Source organism: Rhodococcus sp. OAS809 (assembly GCF_040546695.1).
Classification (GTDB): domain Bacteria; phylum Actinomycetota; class Actinomycetes; order Mycobacteriales; family Mycobacteriaceae; genus Rhodococcus_F; species Rhodococcus_F qingshengii.
The window spans coordinates 186,373-205,964 of record NZ_JBEPOI010000002.1 but is presented as its reverse complement, the minus strand read 5'-3'; the positions used below and the strand labels follow the sequence as shown (position 1 = coordinate 205,964).

General features: G+C 63.5%; 18 protein-coding genes and 1 pseudogene. 9 read left to right on the top strand and 10 right to left on the bottom strand.

Annotated elements, in window-relative coordinates:
- Positions 1–433 precede the first annotated feature (433 nt).
- The 7 genes and pseudogenes from ABIE52_RS04095 to ABIE52_RS04065 all read left to right on the top strand — a co-directional run bounded on the left by ABIE52_RS04095 (position 434) and on the right by ABIE52_RS04065 (position 7,673).
- Positions 434–2,161 (top strand): nitrite/sulfite reductase, encoded by a 1,728-nt coding sequence (locus ABIE52_RS04095; RefSeq protein WP_063316224.1) that lies wholly within the window; start codon positions 434–436, stop codon positions 2,159–2,161.
- A complete protein-coding gene (locus ABIE52_RS04090) occupies positions 2,158–2,871 on the top strand; it encodes a phosphoadenylyl-sulfate reductase (RefSeq protein WP_192712960.1) in 714 nt (237 codons plus the stop codon). The genes ABIE52_RS04095 and ABIE52_RS04090 overlap by 4 nt, the downstream gene beginning before the upstream one ends.
- Positions 2,868–3,804: pseudogene (cysD, locus tag ABIE52_RS04085) on the top strand (sulfate adenylyltransferase subunit CysD). Before ABIE52_RS04090 ends, cysD begins: the two are co-directional and overlap by 4 nt.
- Positions 3,804–5,090 (top strand): sulfate adenylyltransferase subunit 1, encoded by a 1,287-nt coding sequence (locus ABIE52_RS04080; RefSeq protein ID WP_020969973.1) that lies wholly within the window; start codon positions 3,804–3,806, stop codon positions 5,088–5,090. The pseudogene cysD and the gene ABIE52_RS04080 overlap by 1 nt, the downstream one beginning before the upstream one ends.
- A 4-nt stretch (positions 5,091–5,094) precedes the next feature.
- On the top strand, positions 5,095–5,850 hold the full coding sequence (locus ABIE52_RS04075) for a sirohydrochlorin chelatase (protein ID WP_192712959.1): 756 nt from the start codon (positions 5,095–5,097) through the stop codon (positions 5,848–5,850).
- Between the two features lie 94 nt (positions 5,851–5,944).
- Positions 5,945–6,721, top strand: coding sequence for a DUF998 domain-containing protein (locus tag ABIE52_RS04070; RefSeq protein WP_054801921.1), 777 nt, complete (start codon positions 5,945–5,947; stop codon positions 6,719–6,721).
- A 55-nt stretch (positions 6,722–6,776) separates the two neighbouring features.
- Positions 6,777–7,673, top strand: coding sequence for a universal stress protein (locus ABIE52_RS04065; RefSeq protein ID WP_075833635.1), 897 nt, complete (start codon positions 6,777–6,779; stop codon positions 7,671–7,673).
- 125 nt (positions 7,674–7,798) lie between these two features.
- Here the strand turns inward: ABIE52_RS04065 and ABIE52_RS04060 are convergent, their stop codons facing one another.
- The 6 genes from ABIE52_RS04060 to ABIE52_RS04035 form a co-directional block, all read right to left on the bottom strand.
- Positions 7,799–8,848: a sulfate/molybdate ABC transporter ATP-binding protein gene (locus ABIE52_RS04060; RefSeq protein ID WP_007731046.1), complete on the bottom strand. Its 1,050-nt coding sequence runs from the start codon at positions 8,846–8,848 to the stop codon at positions 7,799–7,801.
- Positions 8,845–9,651: a sulfate ABC transporter permease subunit CysW gene (cysW, locus tag ABIE52_RS04055; RefSeq protein WP_003944503.1), complete on the bottom strand. Its 807-nt coding sequence runs from the start codon at positions 9,649–9,651 to the stop codon at positions 8,845–8,847. The genes ABIE52_RS04060 and cysW overlap by 4 nt, the downstream gene beginning before the upstream one ends.
- Positions 9,648–10,496, bottom strand: coding sequence for a sulfate ABC transporter permease subunit CysT (gene cysT / locus ABIE52_RS04050; RefSeq protein WP_030536617.1), 849 nt, complete (start codon positions 10,494–10,496; stop codon positions 9,648–9,650). The genes cysW and cysT overlap by 4 nt, the downstream gene beginning before the upstream one ends.
- A gap of 7 nt (positions 10,497–10,503) precedes the next feature.
- Positions 10,504–11,535 carry a sulfate ABC transporter substrate-binding protein gene (locus ABIE52_RS04045; protein ID WP_003944569.1) on the bottom strand — a complete coding sequence of 344 codons (1,032 nt, stop codon included), beginning with the start codon at positions 11,533–11,535 and terminating at the stop codon, positions 10,504–10,506.
- A 196-nt stretch (positions 11,536–11,731) separates the two neighbouring features.
- Positions 11,732–11,821, bottom strand: coding sequence for an Ms4533A family Cys-rich leader peptide (locus tag ABIE52_RS04040; protein WP_309599318.1), 90 nt, complete (start codon positions 11,819–11,821; stop codon positions 11,732–11,734).
- A gap of 123 nt (positions 11,822–11,944) precedes the next feature.
- Positions 11,945–12,151, bottom strand: coding sequence for a hypothetical protein (locus ABIE52_RS04035; protein ID WP_192712958.1), 207 nt, complete (start codon positions 12,149–12,151; stop codon positions 11,945–11,947).
- Between the two features lie 82 nt (positions 12,152–12,233).
- Here ABIE52_RS04035 and ABIE52_RS04030 point away from each other — a divergent pair, with 82 nt between their 5' ends.
- The gene (locus tag ABIE52_RS04030) at positions 12,234–14,192 is read left to right on the top strand and encodes a glycoside hydrolase family 15 protein (protein ID WP_003944557.1); all 1,959 of its coding nucleotides are present in this window, start codon (positions 12,234–12,236) and stop codon (positions 14,190–14,192) included.
- A 57-nt stretch (positions 14,193–14,249) separates the two neighbouring features.
- Here ABIE52_RS04030 and ABIE52_RS04025 read toward each other — a convergent pair whose 3' ends face one another.
- The 3 genes from ABIE52_RS04025 to lepA all read right to left on the bottom strand — a co-directional run bounded on the left by ABIE52_RS04025 (position 14,250) and on the right by lepA (position 18,139).
- Entirely contained in the window at positions 14,250–15,230 is a 981-nt protein-coding gene (locus tag ABIE52_RS04025; protein WP_207624322.1) for an ABC transporter substrate-binding protein, read from the bottom strand.
- Positions 15,231–15,310: 80 nt separating this feature from the next.
- Positions 15,311–16,240, bottom strand: coding sequence for an NAD(P)H-dependent flavin oxidoreductase (locus tag ABIE52_RS04020; RefSeq protein ID WP_192712957.1), 930 nt, complete (start codon positions 16,238–16,240; stop codon positions 15,311–15,313).
- Positions 16,241–16,246: 6 nt separating this feature from the next.
- The gene (gene lepA, locus ABIE52_RS04015; RefSeq protein ID WP_003944564.1) at positions 16,247–18,139 is read right to left on the bottom strand and encodes a translation elongation factor 4; all 1,893 of its coding nucleotides are present in this window, start codon (positions 18,137–18,139) and stop codon (positions 16,247–16,249) included.
- Between the two features lie 72 nt (positions 18,140–18,211).
- Between lepA and ABIE52_RS04010 the strand changes: the two genes are divergently transcribed.
- Positions 18,212–18,745 (top strand): type II toxin-antitoxin system PemK/MazF family toxin, encoded by a 534-nt coding sequence (locus ABIE52_RS04010; protein WP_007731034.1) that lies wholly within the window; start codon positions 18,212–18,214, stop codon positions 18,743–18,745.
- A gap of 30 nt (positions 18,746–18,775) precedes the next feature.
- On the opposite strand, the gene ABIE52_RS04005 is transcribed toward ABIE52_RS04010, so the two are convergent.
- Complete coding sequence (locus tag ABIE52_RS04005) at positions 18,776–19,549, bottom strand: aquaporin (RefSeq protein WP_030536621.1); 774 nt, start codon at positions 19,547–19,549, stop codon at positions 18,776–18,778.
- Positions 19,550–19,592: the final 43 nt, after the last annotated feature.

Below are 19,592 nucleotides of genomic sequence, written 5' to 3'. Positions count from 1 at the left end.
ACTCGATATTTCCCCCGTTTTTCGTGGAAATACGCACCCGAGTCGGAATTATCGAGTTGACGTGGCACAATGGTCCGCATGACCGGACTCGGAGTGCGACTTGTGGCGCGTCGCCATGTCGACTTCAAGCGTGTGTGCAGCTCGTCGTGTCTGCACCTGTGTAGCTGTTGATCTTTCACTGATCTTCCAGCCTTTCCCGCTCATCTCCATCTGCTTCACCGAAATACTCTCTGCAGAGAAATGCCTTTTCAGGGACGCAGCTTCTCCAGCTGTTCGTTTTCGTGAGCACACCTGCCGGCCGCGAGCTTTCCGAGACCGAGGACAGCCCCCTCGATTTCCGACACGGACCGGTGCGTCCCGATCAGACACCGCCACAGTTCATCGATAGTGCGTGCCGCGTGCCGATCAACCGCCCAGATCCAGGAGTTCATCGATGACGTCGACCACCGACGCCGCCACACCCGCCGATTCGGCAGCTGCCGAAGCCCGGCCTGCACGCGCTGCGCGTCCCGCCAAGCGTCGCGCCGAAGGTCAGTGGGCCCTCGGTTACCGCGAGCCTCTCAACGCCAACGAGCAGGCCAAGAAGGACGACAACCCGCTCAACGTTCGGGCCCGCATCGAGAACATCTACTCCAAGCAGGGCTTCGACAGCATCGACAAGGGCGACCTTCGCGGCCGCTTCCGCTGGTGGGGTCTCTACACCCAGCGCGAAGAAGGCTACGACGGCACCTTCACCGGCGACGAGAACATCGACCTGCTCGAGGCCAAGTACTTCATGATGCGCGTGCGTTGCGACGCCGGCGCTCTGAACGTCGAGCAGCTGCGCACCATCGCCGGTATCTCGAAGGAATTCGGCCGGAACACCGCCGACCTGTCGGATCGTGAGAACGTTCAGTTCCACTGGATCGAAGTCGAGAACGTCCCGGAGATCTGGAAGCGCCTCGAAGCCGTCGGGCTCAAGACCACCGAAGCGTGCGGTGACTGCCCTCGCGTCGTCCTCGGTTCTCCCCTGGCCGGCGAATCGCTCGACGAGGTCCTCGATCCCACCCCGGCGATCGACGAGATCGTGCGCCGCTACATCGGCGACCCCAAGTACTCCAACCTGCCGCGCAAGTTCAAGACCGCTATCTCCGGTCAGCAGGATGTTGTTCACGAGATCAACGACATCGCCTTCATCGGCGTGAACCACCCCGAGCACGGCCCGGGCCTCGACCTCTGGGTCGGCGGCGGACTGTCCACCAACCCGATGCTGGCGCAGCGCGTCGGCGCCTGGATTCCGCTCGACGAGGTCCCCGATGTCTGGGAGGGCGTCGTCTCGATCTTCCGTGACTACGGCTACCGCCGTCTGCGCGCGAAGGCCAGGCTCAAGTTCCTCGTCAAGGACTGGGGTATCGAGAAGTTCCGCGAGGTTCTCGAGACCGAGTACCTGAAGCGTCCGCTCATCGACGGCCCCGCGCCCGAGAAGCCCAAGCGCCCGATCGATCACGTCGGTATCCAGAAGACCCGCAACGGCCACAACGCAGTCGGTTTCGCTCCGATCGCCGGCCGCGTCTCGGGAGACATCCTGGCTCAGGTCGCCGACGCCGCCGAGAAGGCCGGCAGCGACCGGATCCGCTTCACTCCGTACCAGAAGCTGATCATCCTCGACGTCGCCGACGAGACGCTCGAGCCGCTCATCGCCGATCTCGACGCGCTGGGCCTTCCCGCCCGACCGTCACACTGGCGCAAGAACCTGATGGCCTGCTCCGGCATCGAGTTCTGCAAGCTCTCGTTCGCCGAGACCCGCAAGCGTTCGCAGGTGCTCGTGCCCGAACTCGAGCAGCGTCTCGCCGACATCAACAGCCAGCTCGACGTGCCGATCACCATCAACATCAACGGTTGCCCCAACTCCTGCGCTCGCTCGCAGATCGCCGACATCGGCTTCAAGGGCCAGCTCGTCGACGACGGTGAGGGGAATCAAGTCGAGGGTTTCCAGGTTCACCTGGGAGGCAGCCTCGGATTCGACAGCGCCTTCGGACGCAAGCTGCGCCAGCACAAGGTCACCAGCGTCGAGATGGGTGACTACATCGACCGCGTCGTACGTCAGTTCGTCAAGAACCGCAACGAAGGTGAACGGTTCGCCGAATGGGCAGTGCGCGCAGACGAAGGAGATTTGCGATGACAGTGGACATTTCGCGAGCAACTGCCGACGAGCTTCGGGCCATCGCCGAGCGCGGTGCAGTAGAACTCGACGGAGCCACCGCGCAGGAACTGTTGCAGTGGACCGAGGACACGTTCGGCGACTCGTACATCGTGGCGTCGAACATGCAGGATGGAGTGCTGGTTCACCTTGCCGCACAAGTTCATCCGGGCGTCGACGTACTCTTCCTCGACACCGGCTACCACTTCCCCGAAACCATCGGCACGCGTGACGCGGTCGAGCAGGTGTACGGCGTCAACGTCATCAACGCTCGTGCGCTGGCAAGCGTCGCCGAGCAGGATGTCGCCGAGGGCAAGGATCTGTTCGCCCGTGATCCCAACCGCTGCTGCGCACTACGCAAAGTCGCGCCGCTCAAGCAGACACTGTCCGGCTACAGCGCGTGGGTGACCGGCATCCGCCGCGTCGAAGCGCCCACCCGCGCCAACGCTCCCCTGATCTCCTTCGACGAAGCCTTCGGACTCGTGAAGATCAACCCGATCGCTCCCTGGTCGGACGAGGAGATGCAGAACTACATCGACACCAATTCCATCCTCGTCAATCCCCTTGTCGACGAGGGATATCCGTCCATCGGCTGCGCACCCTGCACCAGCAAGCCAGCCCCCGGCAGCGATCCGCGTAGCGGTCGTTGGGCCGGTGCCTCCAAGACAGAATGCGGGTTGCACGCATCATGACAGTTGACTTGACACCTTCACGGCCTCAGCTCGACGGCACACAGTTCGATACTCTCGACGCCCTCGAGTCCGAAGCGATCCACATCTTCCGAGAGGTGGCCGGCGAATTCGAACGCCCGGTCATTCTCTTCTCGGGCGGTAAGGACTCCACCGTGCTGCTGCACCTGGCGATCAAGGCCTTCTGGCCTGCGCCGTTGCCGTTCACCCTGCTGCATGTCGACACCGGCCACAACCTGCAGGAAGTCCTCGACTTCCGCGACCACGTGGTGGCCAAGTACAACCTGCGCCTGCACGTGGCCAGCGTCGAGGAGTACATCGCGGACGGCCGCCTCACCGAGCGTCCCGACGGTATCCGCAATCCTCTGCAGACCGTGCCGTTGCTGGACGCGATCTCGGAGAATCGCTTCGACGCCGTCTTCGGTGGCGCTCGCCGCGACGAGGAGCGGGCACGTGCCAAGGAGCGGATCTTCTCACTGCGCAACGCTTTCGGCCAGTGGGATCCCAAGAAGCAGCGCCCGGAGCTGTGGAACCTCTACAACGGTCGCCACTCCCCCGGCGAGCAGGTGCGCGTCTTCCCGCTCAGCAACTTCACCCGAACTGGACATCTGGCGTTACATCGCTCGCGACAACGTCGAACTCGCCAGCATCTACTACGCCCACCAGCGTCCGGTGTACCAGCGCGACGGCATGTGGATGACCCCCGGAGTCTGGGGTGGGCCGGCTGACGGCGAAGAGCTGCAGACCCTTTCGGTGCGATACCGCACCGTCGGCGACGGTTCGACCACCGGTGCTGTTCTCTCCGATGCGGCCGACAACGAAGCGATCCTCGCCGAGGTTGCGGCATCACGTTTGACCGAGCGCGGCGCGACCCGTGGCGACGACCGAGTTTCCGAAGCGGCCATGGAAGACCGCAAGCGAGAGGGCTACTTCTGATGAGCGATCTGCTCAGACTGGCAACTGCCGGCAGCGTCGACGACGGAAAGTCCACACTCGTGGGCCGCCTGTTGTACGACACGAAATCCGTTCTCGCCGACCAGATCGACGCCGTGACCCGTGCGTCGGTGGACCGCGGTCTCGACACCCCTGACCTGTCGCTCCTGGTGGACGGACTGCGCGCCGAGCGTGAGCAGGGCATCACCATCGACGTGGCGTACCGCTACTTCGCGACCCCCAAGCGCACCTTCGTGCTCGCCGATACACCGGGCCACGTGCAGTACACCCGCAACACGGTCTCCGGTGCCTCGACGGCTCAGCTCGTGATCCTGCTGGTCGATGCTCGCAAGGGCGTCATCGCGCAGACTCGCAGGCACGCAGCGGTTCTCGCGTTGCTCGGTGTCCCGAAGCTCGTTCTCGCCGTGAACAAGATCGACCTCGTCGAGAACCCCGAAGAGGTCTTCACCTCGATCTCCGCCGAGTTCAACGAACTCACCAGCTCACTGGGCTGGGCAAGCGAAGACGTCGTCGAGATCCCGGTGTCGGCACTGCACGGTGACAACGTCGCCATCCGCTCCGACAAGACCCCGTACTACACCGGCCCCACGCTGATCGAGCACCTCGAGTCGATTCCGGTCGACGCCGAGCCACATCGCGTCGGTCTGCGTTTCCCGGTGCAGTACGTGATCCGCCCCCGCACCGCAGAGTTCCTTGACTACCGCGGCTACGCCGGTCAGGTCGCTGCCGGTTCCGTCGTGCCCGGCGACGAAGTGGTGATCCTGCCCTCGGGTACGCGCACCACCGTCACACGTATCGACACGGCCGACGGCGAACTGGACGTCGCCCACGCCGGACGCAGCGTCACGCTGATCCTGGCCGACGACGTCGACGTCTCTCGCGGCGACACCATCGCATCGCCGTCCGACGCACCCGAGCCGATCGGCGAATTCGACGCCACTGTCTGCTGGCTGGCCGAGAAGTCGCTGCGCCCCGGTGCACGTCTGCTGCTCAAGCACGGCACGCGAACGACGCAGGCCATCGTGGGCAGCTTGGTGGAACGCTTCAACGAGCAGGACCTCACCACGGATCAGGGCCCGGACACTCTCGAGCTCAACGAGATCGGCAAGATCTCGATCCGGGTGGCCGAGCCGATCGTGGCTGACGACTACGCCGTCAACCGCCACACCGGCAGCTTCCTGCTGATCGATCCCGCTGGTGGAAACACTCTCGCAGCCGGCCTGGTGGGCGACGTCATTTCCGCTGTCGAATTGGGCGAGCGCGTCTAAGTCGATGGTTCCGCTCATCGCTGTTGCGCACGGCAGCCGTGACCCCCGTTCTGCTCGGGTGATCGCGGCTGCTGTGGCAGCTCTTCGTGAAGTCCGGCCAGACCTCGATGTCCGGCTGGCGTTCCTCGACCTCAATGCACCGTCCATCGATCAGGTCCTGGACGGAGTTGCACACGACGGCCACACTCACGCCGTTGTTGTTCCGATGCTGCTGGGCAATGCCTTCCACGCCCGGGTAGATCTGCCCGGACTCTTGGCCGCTGCCGCGACACGCCACCCCCAGTTGACCGTGTTCCAAGCAGACGTGCTGGGTCGCGATGCTCGGCTGATCGAGGCAGTACGCGAGCGAATTCTCGAAGTGGGTGCCCGGCCGGACGATCCGTCGGTCGGTGTCGCTCTTGCGGCAGTCGGCTCGTCCGACGCGCGCGCCAATGCCGCGACCGCAGAATTGGCGTCCACTCTCCTCGGCGGAACCAACTGGTCGGGCGTTCGAATCTGTTTCGCGACATCCGCGGAACCGACAGTTACCCAGGCGATCTCCGCACTCGAGCAGGACGGCGCCGAACGTGTTGTCGTCGCGCCGTGGTTCTTGGCTCCCGGCCTACTGACCGATCGACTCAGCGCTGCCGCAGCAACTGCATGTCCGCGCGCGCGTTTCGCCGACACGATCGGTGGGCACTCTCTACTGATCGAAACGATGATCGACCGTTACCGACAAGTCGCTGATGCACTACCCGACCGTCTGGTCCGCTCCGCCTGATCCGGTTTCACAGGCCGTTATCAGATTGTTACCGTAGTGTTGGATCTGTCCAGCTCGCGAAGGTACCTCCTTCGCCTGCGAAACAGATCTTTGGGTGCAATCCCCTCAGAGCGCCGCGAGAGGGAACACCATCACTCACAATCTTCGCCTCGGCACAGCTGGCATCGCATGGGTCCTGTCGGTGCTCTACCTGCTTGTCGAAATCTTCACAGCCGGAGCATGGAAGACGCCCTACAGCTTCGCGCGCGACTCCATCAGTTCGCTCGGTGTGACGACGTGCAGCGTGGATTCGTGTTCGCCGATGCACGACGTCATGAACGCGGCCTTCATGATCCTCGGTGCGCTCACCATCCTCGGTGCGGCCTTGCTGCACAAGTACATTCCGGACGGTCGTGCAAAAAAGTGGATTCTCGGTCTGGCCGTCGTCGTTGCATTGAGCACCGCAGCCACCGGCCTCTTCCCGGCCAACGACGGGACCTTCGTTCATTGGACCGCCGTACTTCCCGGCTTCGTCGCACGTCATGCCGTTCTCGTACTCATGGCAATTCAATTCTGGAAGCACAGCAAATGGATCGCAGTGTGGTCAGGGCTGTGCGCGGCTACCGGAATCGTCGGCGCCGTACTGCTTCTCGGACGAACCCTCACCTTCGGCCTTGGTGAACGCCTGACGCTGTACCCACTGCCGATGTGGATGGCCGTCACCGGCGTCGCAGCCCTGCTCGCGTTGATGCGCCGAACCGTGTTGAAGAACGTGGAACTGACACTGCCCGGTAACGGATTCATCACCGCTCTGTTGTCGTTGCGCCCGCGTCGATCTCGCGCAGCAGTGCCCACCGACGTTCTCGCACCACGGGAGCTGACCGGTTTGTAGCGAACCGGGGGTGAGCAGGGACACACTGGTAAGGAGGCGACGCGAGGAGACTTCCATGACCAGTGCATCTGTTCGACACGGAATCGTGGCCGGTATCGACGGCTCGGCAAGCGCGGTCAACGCCGCGAGGTGGGCAGCATCGGCTGCAAAGAGATTCGACGAACCACTTCGCCTGACCCACGTGCTGCCAGGACAACCCGAGTCCAGTGGCGGTACCAACGTCACCGACGAAGAGATGTTCGACCACCACCTTCGCGTCGAGGGTGCAAAACTGCTCGACGAGGCCGAGGACGCCATCCGCGATGATCACACCGACGTCACCGTCGAACGTGGCCTCGTGACTGGTACTCCCGCAACCACACTCGTCGAACTCTCGAAGTCGGCTCGCATCGTTGCACTGGGTCAGGCCGGCACCAGCGAAATGCAGTCCGTGTTTCTCGGATCCGACACCATTCGGGTGGTCAACCGTGCGCACTGTCCCGTGGCCGTATTCCGAGGTACGGGTGATCACGCGATGGCCGATACCAGGCCCATCGTCGTCGGCGTCGACGGGAGCAAGCTCAGCGAACTCGCCGTCGCGCATGCCTTCGAATTTGCCGCGTTCCTCGGCGCACCTTTGGTTGCGGTCCACACGTGGAACGAGCACGCCTCGCTGGGTGGGTACTCCGAAGCCAGGCGCTTCGTCGACTGGGGTCCGTACGAACAGCATGAGCATGCACTGCTGTCCGAGTGCCTCGCCGGCTGGACGGAGAAGTACCCCGATGTCGAAGTCACCCGCAGTGTCCAGCGCAGCGGACCGATGAAGGCACTGCTCGAGCACTCGGCGGAAGCGCAACTCGTAGTCGTCGGTAGCCACGGCCGCAGCCCGTTCATGGCGTCGATAGTCGGATCGACCAGTCAGAGCCTCATCCACCACGCCCAATGCCCGGTCCTCGTCTGCCGAGAGGGCTGAACTCGTCTCGCTGTTGCCCGGCCCCCAACTCTGAGCGAACGGCACTTTCGGCGCCATCAGGAGTCCGAAAGTGCCGTTCGCTCAAACAGGAGTGGGGGTACAACAGGTCAAACAGGGCGAGCGGGTCACACCTGGCCGACCACGCTCACCGTGACTGGCTCCTGCACCGGCGTCGACACCGGGGTCTCCGGCAGATCCGGCACCCGGGTAGCACGCGCGTACACCGTCTCCCCCGCCTCGAGGTGCAGCGCTGCACTGTCACCGCGCGTGACCTGAGCCGAGAAGAGCTCGCCGGTTGCCTCGTTGCGCAGGTCCACTCGAACCTCGAAGCCGAGGTACACGACGCGCTCGACTGTTGCGCGTGTGACGCCGAGCGACTCGGCCGTTCCGGATTCCTGCGCGAGAGCCATGCTCGGATCGCGGCCGAGGCGGATGTCGTGCGGACGGACCAACTGCCCGTTGAGCTTCGCGACGGATCCGAGGAAGGACATCACGAAGTCGTTGGACGGGCGGTCGTACAGGTCGGCAGGTTCACCGATCTGCTCGATCCGCCCCTTGTTCAGCACCGCGATGCGGTCGGCGACGTCGAGAGCCTCTTCCTGGTCGTGGGTGACCAGGACGGTGGTGACGTGCACCTCGTCGTGCAGGCGACGCAACCACGTGCGCAGGTCGGCACGCACCTTCGCGTCGAGCGCGCCGAAGGGCTCGTCGAGCAGGAGCACCTGTGGATCCACAGCCAGAGCGCGCGCCAACGCCATGCGCTGACGCTGACCGCCGGAGAGCTGCGCGGGGTACCGATGCTGAAACCCGTCGAGACCGACGATCCCCAGTAGTTCGTTGACCTTCTTCTCGATCTCCGGCTTCGGGCGCTTGCGGATCTTGAGCCCGAACGCCACGTTGTCCCGCACGGTCATGTGCTTGAACGCCGCGTAGTGCTGGAACACGAAACCGATGTCACGCTTCTGCGGCGAGACGCCGGTGACGTCCTTGCCTGCGATGGTGATGGTTCCCGAATCGAGTTCTTCGAGCCCTGCGATCGAACGCAGCAACGTCGACTTTCCCGAGCCACTGGGCCCGAGCAATGCCGTCAACGAACCCGAGGGAATGTTGACCGTCACGTCGTCGAGCGCCGCGAAATCACCGTAGTTCTTGCGGGCCCCGGTCACTGTGATCATGTGGTGCTCCTCTTACGGTCCAGCAGCGTCATCAGCAACAGGACAATGATGGCGATGCCCATCAGCAGCGTTGCCGCCGAATACGCACCAAAGGTGTTGTGGTCGTCGATGTATCGCGAGTGCACCAGCAATGTCAGTGTCTGGGATACCCCCGGGAAGCCGGAAGAGACCATGATGACTGCGCCGAATTCACCGAGCGAACGCGCCACCGTCAACACGATTCCGTACGTCAGGCCCCAACGGATCGCGGGCAATGTGATCCGCCAGAACGTCTGCCAGCCCGAGGCACCGAGCGTCGCGGCTGCTTGTTCCTGCTCGTCGCCGATCTCGTGAAGTACGGGTTCGACTTCCCGGACGACGAAGGGCAGCGTCACGAAAATCGTCGCGATCACCATGCCTGGCAACCCGAAGATGACTTTGAACCCCAACGATTCGATGCCGCCGAACCAACCGTTGGCACCCCACAGGAGAATCAACGACACACCGACGACGACGGGCGAGACCGCGAAGGGCAGGTCGACCACCGACTGCAGAACTCCGCGGCCCGGGAAACGCCCACGCACGAGTGCCAGAGCCGTGACGACACCGAACACCACGTTGATCGGAACCACGATCGCCACGATGATCAGCGAAAGATTCAGCGCGGAAATCGCTGCCGGTGTCGTGATCGATTCGAGAAACGGGCCGATTCCGTTCTCGAACGTTCGCGTCAGGATCACACCGATCGGCACGACCAGCAACACGAACAGGTAGACGAGAGCGATGGTCCGCAGACCGATCTTCGATCCTCTGGACACGTTCATCGGGAACTCTCCTCACGTCGCTGTCCCCGCGAGGCGAAGATTCGCAGGACGAACAGCGTCACGAATGCGATGGCCAGCAACGCTACCGAGACGGCAGCGGCGTTGGTCGGACGATCGATCTCGATCTGCTGCTGAATGTACTGCGACGTCATCTGTGTCACGCGTGGGATGTTGCCGCCGATCAGAACGACCGAGCCGTATTCACCGATCGCTCTGGCGAACGCGAGGCCCGCACCGGAGATGACGGCAGGCGCCAACGTCGGGAGAACAACCGAGCGAAAGATCGTCCAGTTGGAAGCTCCCAACGACGCAGCGGCTTCCTCGACTTCGCGGTCGACCTCCATCAGCACCGGCTGCACGGAACGGACGACGAACGGCAAGGTCACGAAGGCCAATGCCACGATCAGTCCGGGCTGAGTTGCATTGAGATGGATGTCGATCGGTGACTGCGGGCCGTAGAGGGACAGCAGCACGATCGATGCCACGATGGTCGGTAGCGCGAACGGCAGATCGATCATCGAGTTGACGATGCGCTTGCCCGGGAAGTCGTCCCGGACCAGCACCCACGCGATGATCGTGCCCATCACGACGTTGATCAATGCCACGATCACCGAGACCAACAACGTCACGCGCAACGACGCCAAGGCGACGGGTGCGGTGACGGCGTCCCAGAATCCGGAGATCCCCTCGTCGAACGCGGTGGCGGTCAACGCGGCGAGCGGAAGCAGAACGATGACGGAGAGCCACAGGGTGGCCACTCCGATTCCGAGCGGCCCCACACTCCCCGTGACCCGCGCGAGTTTTCGCCGACGAGCCACGGGGGTGGGGTCAATAGTGTCAGTCACGTCAGTCTTACTTGGTCGCGTTGTCGTAGATCACTGCGATCGAACCGGTGTCCTTGGTGAACAGAGCACTGTCCACGGCCTTCCAGCCGCCGAGGTCTGCAATGGTCCACAGCTTGGTCGGCTCGGGGAACTTGTCGGTGAACTTGGCAGCGACGGCGGGATCCACGGGACGGAATCCTGCTTCGGCCCAGAGCGTCTGACCCTCGGTCGTGTACAGGTAGTCCTTGAACGCGGTCGCCTTGTCGAGGACCTTGCTGTTCGAGATCACGGCAACGGGGTTCTCGATCTTGAAGGTCGTGGGCGGGGTGACGTGCTCGACCGGGTCGCCGTTGCCTTCGATGAACAGTGCCTCGTTCTCGTAACTGATCAGAACGTCACCGCTACCCTGCAGGAAGGCTTCCGAAGCCTCGCGTCCCGACTTGGGCTGGATCTTGACGTGGTCGTTGACCAAGGCGGTGACGTAGTCGAGACCCGCCTGCGGGTTCTTGCCACCGTCGCTCTTGGCGGCGTACGGCGCCAAGAGGTTCCACTTGGCCGAGCCGGAGCTGAACGGGTTCGGCGTGACGACCTCGAGGCCGGGCTGAAGCAGGTCGTCCCAGTCCTTGATGCCCTTCGGGTTGCCCGGACGCGTCACGATGGTGACTACCGATCCGAACGGAATTCCGTTGTAGGCGTCCTGGTTCCAGTTCTGATCTACCAGACCGGCATCGACCAGACGGGTGATGTCGGGCTCGACGGAGAAGTTGACGAAGTCTGCCTCGGCACCGTCCTTCACCTTGCGCGACTGGTCGCCCGAGGCGCCGTAGGAAGGATTGAAGTTGACGTTCTTGCCCTCGTCGGTCGCCTGGAAGGCTGCGGTGAGCTTGTCGAAGCCAGGCTTCGGCACGGCGTAGGCGAACAGGTTGATCGTGCCGGCGCTACCGTCGCTGGCGGCGCTGTCACCACCCACGGTGTCGCTCGAGCCACCACTGCACGCTGTGAGTACCACGGCCCCCATGGTCGCGATAGCAGTGAGAAGTGTGCGGGAACGGCGTTTCATTGCAGATACCTTCCTGAAAGGACTGACAAACGAGGGTTGGTCAAACGACAAGTCCGAGACCTCTGGGGCTGATTCCATCGGGATGTTCAGACATGGAGAGCCGACGGGCGATGAGCCCTGAATCGGGGGCGCGAGTTACGCGCAGAGAAGTTCGAGTGGGGTGCGCAGCACCACCGGAGAGGTCGAACTCAGGAAATCAACAACAGGCGACGTCAGCGACGTCGAGCATGCCGACAGCAATCAACGCCAACTGGTGGCGGATTACGGGAGCTGTTGCTTCGGACACGCGGTGGACTTTAGCAGAGCACCGGCGCCCGCTCTAATCGGGAGAACTAACGGGTGAGAAGCCACGCGACGATCACGAGGAGAATCAGGGCTATCAGGGCGAGAGTGACCCGTGAGCGGGGCATCAGCTTTCCTCTACTTCTCGAGAATTCGTACGCAACCAGCCGAAGAGCGGCAGAGCGAGAACGGCGGCCAACACGCGATCCAGACCGATGGCCACCAGGCGGCACAGCGGAACGACGACGATCAGGACCAACGCGACCTGCGGGATGAACGGGAGCCCCGCCATCCACAGCTCGAAGCTGTCCCACCAATCCGCAATCCGATCCACGCCAACACCCTATCCTTCGGACGATACGGTCCCGACAGCGTGTGGATTGGACGTGTGCCGATTCTGGCCGGATGATGGCCGAATGAGTGCTGACGACGAAGTGGTGCAGACGATTCCTCCCGCCTCCACGGGTCACCATCGAAGCAACTTTCCCCCGATCGACGACTATGCGTTTCTTTCCGATTGCGAAACCTCGTGCCTGATTGCCCGTAACGGATCTGTCGAGTGGATGTGCGTTCCCCGCCCGGACTCCCCCAGCGTGTTCGGTGCCATCCTCGACCGCAGCGCAGGCCATTTCCGTATCGGCCCCTACGGCCAGAACGTGCCGGCCGCTCGGCGCTATCTGCCGGGTGGACTCATTCTCGAGACCACCTGGCAGACCGAGACCGGCTGGCTCGTCGTCCGCGACGCCCTGGTTCTCGGTCCCTGGCACAACGTCGACAAGCGATCGAACACGCACAAGCGCACACCGACCGACTGGGATGCCGAACACACCCTTCTCCGTACGGTCAAATGCGTCAGCGGCACCGTCGAACTCGAGATGAGCTGTGAGCCCGCGTTCGACTATCACCGTGGCACGGCGAATTGGGAGTACACCGGAAAGGTCTACGAGGAAGCAACGGCAACGTGTCGCTCCGCCAAGCCCGGAGACCATCCCACTCTGCGCTTGACCACCGACCTACGACTGGGTCTGGAAGGTCGTGAAGCACGAGCGCGGACGCGACTGGTCGAAGGCGACAACGTGTACGTCGCGCTCTCGTGGTCGGATCTTCCCGCGCCGCAGACGTTCGACGAGGCCGCCGACAAGATGTGGCAGACGTCCAAGTCCTGGCGTGAGTGGGTGACGATCGGCAAGTTCCCCGATCACCCGTGGCGCGGATACCTACAGCGCAGTGCGCTCACACTCAAGGGGCTCACCTACGCACCGACCGGAGCCCTACTCGCGGCTTCGACGACCTCGCTACCGGAAACACCAGGCGGAGAACGCAACTGGGACTATCGCTACGCGTGGGTTCGCGATTCCACCTTCGCGCTGTGGGGCCTCTACACGCTCGGGTTGGACCGTGAGGCCAACGACTTCTTCAACTTCATCTACGACGTGTCGAGTTCGGACAACGGTCAGCCGCATCCTTTGCAGGTGATGTACGGCATCGGCGGCGAGCGCACGCTCGAGGAATCCGAACTCAACCATCTGTCCGGCTACGACGGCGCCCGTCCGGTGCGTATCGGCAACGGGGCGTTCGATCAACAGCAGCACGACATCTGGGGCACCATGCTCGACTCGGTGTACCTCCACATCCGTACCCGCGAGCGCGTCCCCGAGGCGTTGTGGCCGCTGCTCAAGAAGCAGGTCGAGGAAGCGATCAAGCATTGGCGCCAGCCCGACCGCGGGATCTGGGAGGTGCGCGGTGAACCGCAGCACTTCACGTCGTCGAAGATCATGTGCTGGGTCGCTCTCGATCGCGGCGCCAAGCTGGCAGAGATGCAGGGCGAGAAGAGCTTTGCACAGCAATGGACAGCCATCGCGGACGAGATCAAGGCCGACATCCTCGCGCACGGTGTCGACTCGCGCGGAGTTCTGACGCAGCGGTACGGCCACGATTCACTCGACGCGTCGCTCTTGTTGGCACCGCTGCTGCGCTTCCTGCCGGCCGACGATCCGCGCATCCGGGCGACGGTGCTGGCGATCGCCGACGAGCTCACCGAAGAGGGGTTGGTCCTGCGCTATCGCGTCGACACCACCGACGACGGATTGAGCGGAGAAGAGGGCACGTTCACCATCTGCTCCTTCTGGCTCGTCTCCGCCCTCGTCGAGATCGGCGAACTGGATCGGGCAAAGCATCTCTGCGAGCGTCTGCTCGGGTTCGCGAGCCCGCTCAAGCTGTACGCGGAGGAGATCGACGCGCACACCGGTCGCCATCTGGGTAACTTCCCGCAGGCGTTCACACACCTGGCGCTGATCAACGCCGTGGTCCACGTGATCCGCGCCGAGGAAGCTGCCGAAGCCGGAGCTTTCCAGCCCGCGCACAACGCGACCTAGACCCCCTGCTGTGCGCCTTTATTAACCGCCCGCGGTTAATAAAGGCGCACAGCAGGTCTAGCCGGCCACCGCTTCGAGCTGCGGCGTGATCGATTCGAGCGAGTACTTCAGCGACAGCGACGACGGAGTGTTCAGGCCGGCAACAGTCGGATAGTCGACGATGGCCAATCCGCCACCCTTGACTGCAGGCAGGTCGGCAAACCCCGGCAGCTTCATCATGTCGTCGAGCGACCCGCCGTTGGGCAGCAGCACCACGACGTCGGCGCTGAGAGCGTCGACCCGTTCCGGGCTGAGTATCAGCCGGCCACCGGTCACACCGGCCTCGTCGACCAGCTTGGGCGGCAACGACATTCCCAGACGCGTGAACAGTCCCGAAGCACCGTCCTTGGGATCAGCGACGATCACCAACTGCGACGTCGGGAAGACGTACTGCGACAAAAGAGCGGTCTTACCCTTCAGCCCCGGCAACCGCTGCGCGAGCGCATCGATCTGCCCGTTTGTCGCCTCGACGATCTCGTCGGCTCGCGACTCCTTGTCGAGAACCCGGCCGAGAATCTCCACCTGGTCCTGCCACGGATCGACCTGGACGTCGGACAGACCGGCAATTGTCGGAGCGATCTTGCTCAACTGGTCGAAATCGTCCTGATCGGCGACGGAGAACCCGCCGAGAATCAGATCGGGATCCAAGGCTGCAATTTCTTCAGCTTTGAGCGGGACACCGAACTGCTGGATCGCCGAGCGATCGAGTTCCTTCGCCGACGCGTCCACGCCACTCTCCCACGGGAACAGACCACGCTCGTCGCCCATCGGGCCGGCAGCCAGGTACCCCACCGGCTGGATTCCGAGTTCGAGCAGAGCGTCGAGCCACTGGGTGTCGGCCGCGACGATGCGCGTCGGCGTCCCGGTGATCGTGGTGGCGCCGAACTTGTGGTCGATCGTGGTGACCCGACCGCCCGCGATCTCGTCGGCGTCCGAGGACGAACATCCGCTGATACCTACGACCAGCGCTCCCAAGAGAGCCACCGCCGAAAACTTCATCGCACGCACGAAAATACTCCTCCACTAGTTAGCAGAGGCTTACCTTCTCATATGGGATCCGGCTGTGTCCGACCTTGCTTTCAGGCGAAACGAGAGAGCAGACGCTCCGCATCGGCGCCGATGCGTCGAACCACGTCGCCGGCCGGATGGGTTCCGTGTACGAGTCCGACAGCTTCTCCGGCGTAGACGACTCCGCTGTGGGGATCCGACGGGTCGTACGCCTTTGCCAGCATTTCCTCATCGGCGTCGACTCCGTGCCAGGCGGCAGTGAACTCGTTGGCCACCGCGCGGCCACCCCACCGCTGCGGCCACGGTTGACTGCGCGCTCGGTCGAACACCGAGGTGTAAATCGTGTCGGCACTTCCGGCTTCGACGACGCGCTCGCGGGCATAGCCCGGCCCGACCGTCTCCGGGCTGGCGAGCAGCGCCGTTCCGATCATCACGCCTTCCCCGCCTGCCGCCAGGACTGCGGCCAAACCGCGGCCGGTCCCGATTCCGCCGGCCGCCAGTACTGGAAGTGATGTCGTTTCGAGGATCTCCTGCAGCAGCGGCAAGGTTCCGATTCGGCCCGTGTGACCGCCTGCCTCACCGCCTTGCGCGATCACGCCGTCGACACCCGCGGCCTCGACAATGCGAAGGTCTTCGAGCGTATTGATCTGTGACACAACGGGAATGCCCGCATCGTGGATTCGTCCGACATACGAGGCGGGATCACCGAACGACAAGGTGATCATGGTCGGCTCGACGGCAATCGCGGCGTCGAGCATCAACTCGTTCTCGGGCAGCGACCACGTCATCAGGCCGACGCCGAACTTTCCGCCGATCGAGCGGGCCACTTCGGCTTCGGCCTCGATCCACTCCGGTGTGTTGTACCGAGCCGCGCCGAGCAGCCCCAACCCGCCGGCCGCCGATACAGCTCCGGCGAGCGCGCCGCCCGCGCGACCACCCATGGGCGCCCCGAGAACCGGGATTTCGATTCCGAACTCTCGGGACAACCAGGTGGTGACCATGCGCTCCTACTTCTTGGGCTTCTCGCCGACCGATTCCGACGTCAAGGCCGCCACGAATGCTTCCTGCGGCACCTCGACGCGACCGATGGTCTTCATGCGCTTCTTGCCTTCCTTCTGCTTCTCGAGCAGCTTGCGCTTACGGCTGATGTCGCCGCCGTAGCACTTGGCAAGAACGTCCTTGCGGATTGCGCGAATGTTCTCGCGCGAGATGATCTTCGCGCCGATCGCGGCCTGGATCGGAACCTCGAACTGCTGGCGAGGAATCAGCTCACGAAGCTTCGACGTCATGCGTCCGCCGTAAGCGCCGGCGTTGGAACGGTGCACGATCGAGGAGAACGCGTCGACGGCCTCGCCCTGCAGCAGGATGTCGACCTTCACCAGATCGGCCTGCTGCTCACCGGCCTCCTCGTAATCGAGGCTGGCATAACCCTTGGTGCGGGACTTGAGGGCGTCGAAGAAGTCGAACATGATCTCGCCCATGGGCAGTTCGTAGCGCAGTTCGACGCGAGTCTCGGAGAGGTAGTCCATGCCGCCGAGCTCACCGCGACGGGACTGGCACAGCTCCATGATGGCGCCGACGTACTCACTCGGGGCGATGACGGTGCATTTGGCGACGGGCTCGTAGACCTCGCGAACCTTGCCTTCCGGCCAGTACGACGGGTTGGTGACGATGACCTCGGCCCCGTCCTCCATCACGACGCGGTAGACGACGTTGGGCGCGGTGGAAATCAGTTCGAGGCCGAACTCACGCTCGAGGCGGTCGCGGGTGATCTCCATGTGGAGCAGGCCGAGGAAGCCGCAGCGGAAGCCGAATCCGAGGGCAACCGACGTCTCGGGTTCATACGCCAGCGCCGCGTCGTTGAGACGGAGCTTGTCGAGGGCATCGCGCAGCACGGGGTAGTCCGAGCCGTCCATCGGGTAGAGGCCCGAGTAGACCATCGGCTTGGGATCGCGGTAGCCGACCAGCGGTTCGGTCGCGCCGTTGCGGGTGGTGGTGACGGTGTCACCGACGCGCGACTGGCGGACATCCTTCACACCCGTGATGAGGTAGCCCACCTCGCCGACGCCCAGACCGATACTGGCCTTCGGCTCGGGCGAGATGATGCCGACCTCGAGCAGTTCGTGTGTGGTGCCCGTGGACATCATCGTGATCTTCTCGCGGGGACGGATCCGACCGTCGACCACACGCACGTAGGTGACCACGCCGCGGTAGGCGTCGTAGACGGAGTCGAAGATCATCGCGCGGGCGGGACCGTCAGCATCGCCGACAGGCGCAGGTACCTGCTTGATGACCTCGTCGAGCAGTTCCTTGACGCCCATGCCGGTCTTACCCGAGACGCGCAGGACATCACCGGGCTCGCAGCCCGTGATGTGCGCGATCTCTTCGGCATAGCGGTCGGGATCCGCGGCCGGGAGGTCGATCTTGTTGAGGACGGGAATGATCTTGAGATCCTTCTCCATCGCCAGGTAGAGGTTCGCCAGCGTCTGAGCTTCGATGCCCTGAGCAGCGTCGACCAGCAGAATTGCACCCTCACATGCTTCGAGCGCGCGGGAGACCTCGTACGTGAAGTCGACGTGGCCGGGTGTGTCGATGAGGTGGAGGACGAACTCTTCGCCGTCGACGGTCCAGGGCAGACGAACGTTCTGAGCCTTGATGGTGATGCCGCGTTCACGCTCGATGTCCATGCGGTCCAGGTACTGCGCACGCATCGCCCGCTCTTCGACCACACCGGTGAGCTGAAGCATGCGATCTGCCAGCGTCGACTTACCGTGGTCGATGTGCGCGATGATGCAGAAGTTCCGGATCTGCGCAGGATCCGTGAACGTCTTGTCGGCGAAGCTGCTGATGGGAGACCCCTTAGTCGGACCGGCACCGGCCCGGATCCGGGCCACTGTCAACCCTCAGGATATCCAAGTCTCGGCGCCGCCGTACCAGGGGTTCCCACGGGTGGGTGATTATGCTCGAACGCTATGGCAAGCATGTGGAAGCAGATCGGCAGAACCCTCGGCGCCCTCGCGGTGGAGAAGGGCCCTGCGTTGCTGCGCCAGCTGCAGTCGTCCACGTCCCAGTCGTCTGCCTCGAAGCCGGGTCCGACCGGCCGCCCGATCGCCGCGCGAACGTCTCCGACCGCACATCGCGCCCGCAAGGTCGAGTACTCCCCCGACCTCGACGGCAAGGCCGATCCGGGCGAGATCGTCTGGACCTGGGTTGCCTACGAGGAGGATCCGACCCAGGGCAAAGACCGCCCGGTGCTGGTTGTCGGCCGCGACGGCGACACGCTGCTCGGCCTGATGTTGTCTTCGCAGAGTAAACGCGAGGGCGAGCGCGATTGGCTCGCAATCGGTTCGGGTCCATGGGACGGCGAGGGAAGGCCCAGCTGGGTCCGGCTCGACCGGGTGCTCGACGTTCCCGAGAGCGGGATCCGGCGCGAGGGCGCCGTCATGGATCACAAGAAGTTCGACGCGGTCGCGGCAAAACTTCGGGCCGACTTCAGCTGGAGCTGAAGCCGACCCGGACGATGGAAACAGTGTCGATCAGCTGTCCATACGGTTGAACCGTCCGAAGAGTGCTCGATAGATGAGTGCACCGAGCGCACCGCCGATGAGCGGGAACACGATGAACAACCACACCTGGCCGAGTGCACCGTCCTGGAACGGCGCGACAGCGAGGCTTCGAGCGGGGTTGACGGAGGTGTTGTCGATCGGGATCGAGATCAGGTGAATGACGGCCAGGGTGAAGCCGATGGACACCCCGGCGAGCGGCACGTCGGAGATCTGGTCGGTCGACGCGAGAACGACGAACACGAGCAGAGCGGTCAGGAGAATCTCGATGATCATCGCGGCACCGATGCCGTAACCGTCGGAAACCACCTTTCCGAGAAGATTCTTCTCGGCAGACGGACTGTGTGCGCCCCAACCGTTTGCACCCAAACCGTCAGCAGCACGGTTGTACGCCGGGAGACTGTTGGCCACCGTGTAGATCACGACGCCTGCGACCAAGCCGCCGATCACTTGCGCGACAACGTAAATCGCCGCATTGACGGCTGAGATTCGCCCGATCACGAATTGGCCGAGAGTCACTGCTGGGTTGACGTGGCAACCGGAAATCGGTCCGATCGCATATACGAGGAACAGCAGGGTCAGGCCGAATGCGAAGGCAACTCCGAGATTGCCGACTTTCGCACCTGCAAAGACGGCAGTTCCGACTGCGGAGAACACGAGCACAAATGTTCCCACCGCTTCGGCCGCATACTTCTTCACATCCGAGATCGGTTCGATCTCAGTCAATTCCTGTGCAGTTGGAGACATATTCCCACCTTCTTCTCATCGAACGGTAGTAATGCTCACGCGC

Coding starts and splice junctions, on each gene's coding strand:
- ABIE52_RS04095 (WP_063316224.1), top strand. CDS start 434: ATGACGTCGACCACCGACGCCGCCACACCCGCCGATTCGGCAGCTGCC.
- ABIE52_RS04090 (WP_192712960.1), top strand. CDS start 2,158: ATGACAGTGGACATTTCGCGAGCAACTGCCGACGAGCTTCGGGCCATC.
- ABIE52_RS04080 (WP_020969973.1), top strand. CDS start 3,804: ATGAGCGATCTGCTCAGACTGGCAACTGCCGGCAGCGTCGACGACGGA.
- ABIE52_RS04075 (WP_192712959.1), top strand. CDS start 5,095: ATGGTTCCGCTCATCGCTGTTGCGCACGGCAGCCGTGACCCCCGTTCT.
- ABIE52_RS04065 (WP_075833635.1), top strand. CDS start 6,777: ATGACCAGTGCATCTGTTCGACACGGAATCGTGGCCGGTATCGACGGC.
- ABIE52_RS04060 (WP_007731046.1), bottom strand. CDS start 8,848: ATGATCACAGTGACCGGGGCCCGCAAGAACTACGGTGATTTCGCGGCG.
- cysW (WP_003944503.1), bottom strand. CDS start 9,651: ATGAACGTGTCCAGAGGATCGAAGATCGGTCTGCGGACCATCGCTCTC.
- ABIE52_RS04045 (WP_003944569.1), bottom strand. CDS start 11,535: ATGAAACGCCGTTCCCGCACACTTCTCACTGCTATCGCGACCATGGGG.
- ABIE52_RS04030 (WP_003944557.1), top strand. CDS start 12,234: ATGAGTGCTGACGACGAAGTGGTGCAGACGATTCCTCCCGCCTCCACG.
- ABIE52_RS04025 (WP_207624322.1), bottom strand. CDS start 15,230: ATGAAGTTTTCGGCGGTGGCTCTCTTGGGAGCGCTGGTCGTAGGTATC.
- ABIE52_RS04020 (WP_192712957.1), bottom strand. CDS start 16,240: ATGGTCACCACCTGGTTGTCCCGAGAGTTCGGAATCGAAATCCCGGTT.
- ABIE52_RS04010 (WP_007731034.1), top strand. CDS start 18,212: ATGGCAAGCATGTGGAAGCAGATCGGCAGAACCCTCGGCGCCCTCGCG.
- ABIE52_RS04005 (WP_030536621.1), bottom strand. CDS start 19,549: ATGTCTCCAACTGCACAGGAATTGACTGAGATCGAACCGATCTCGGAT.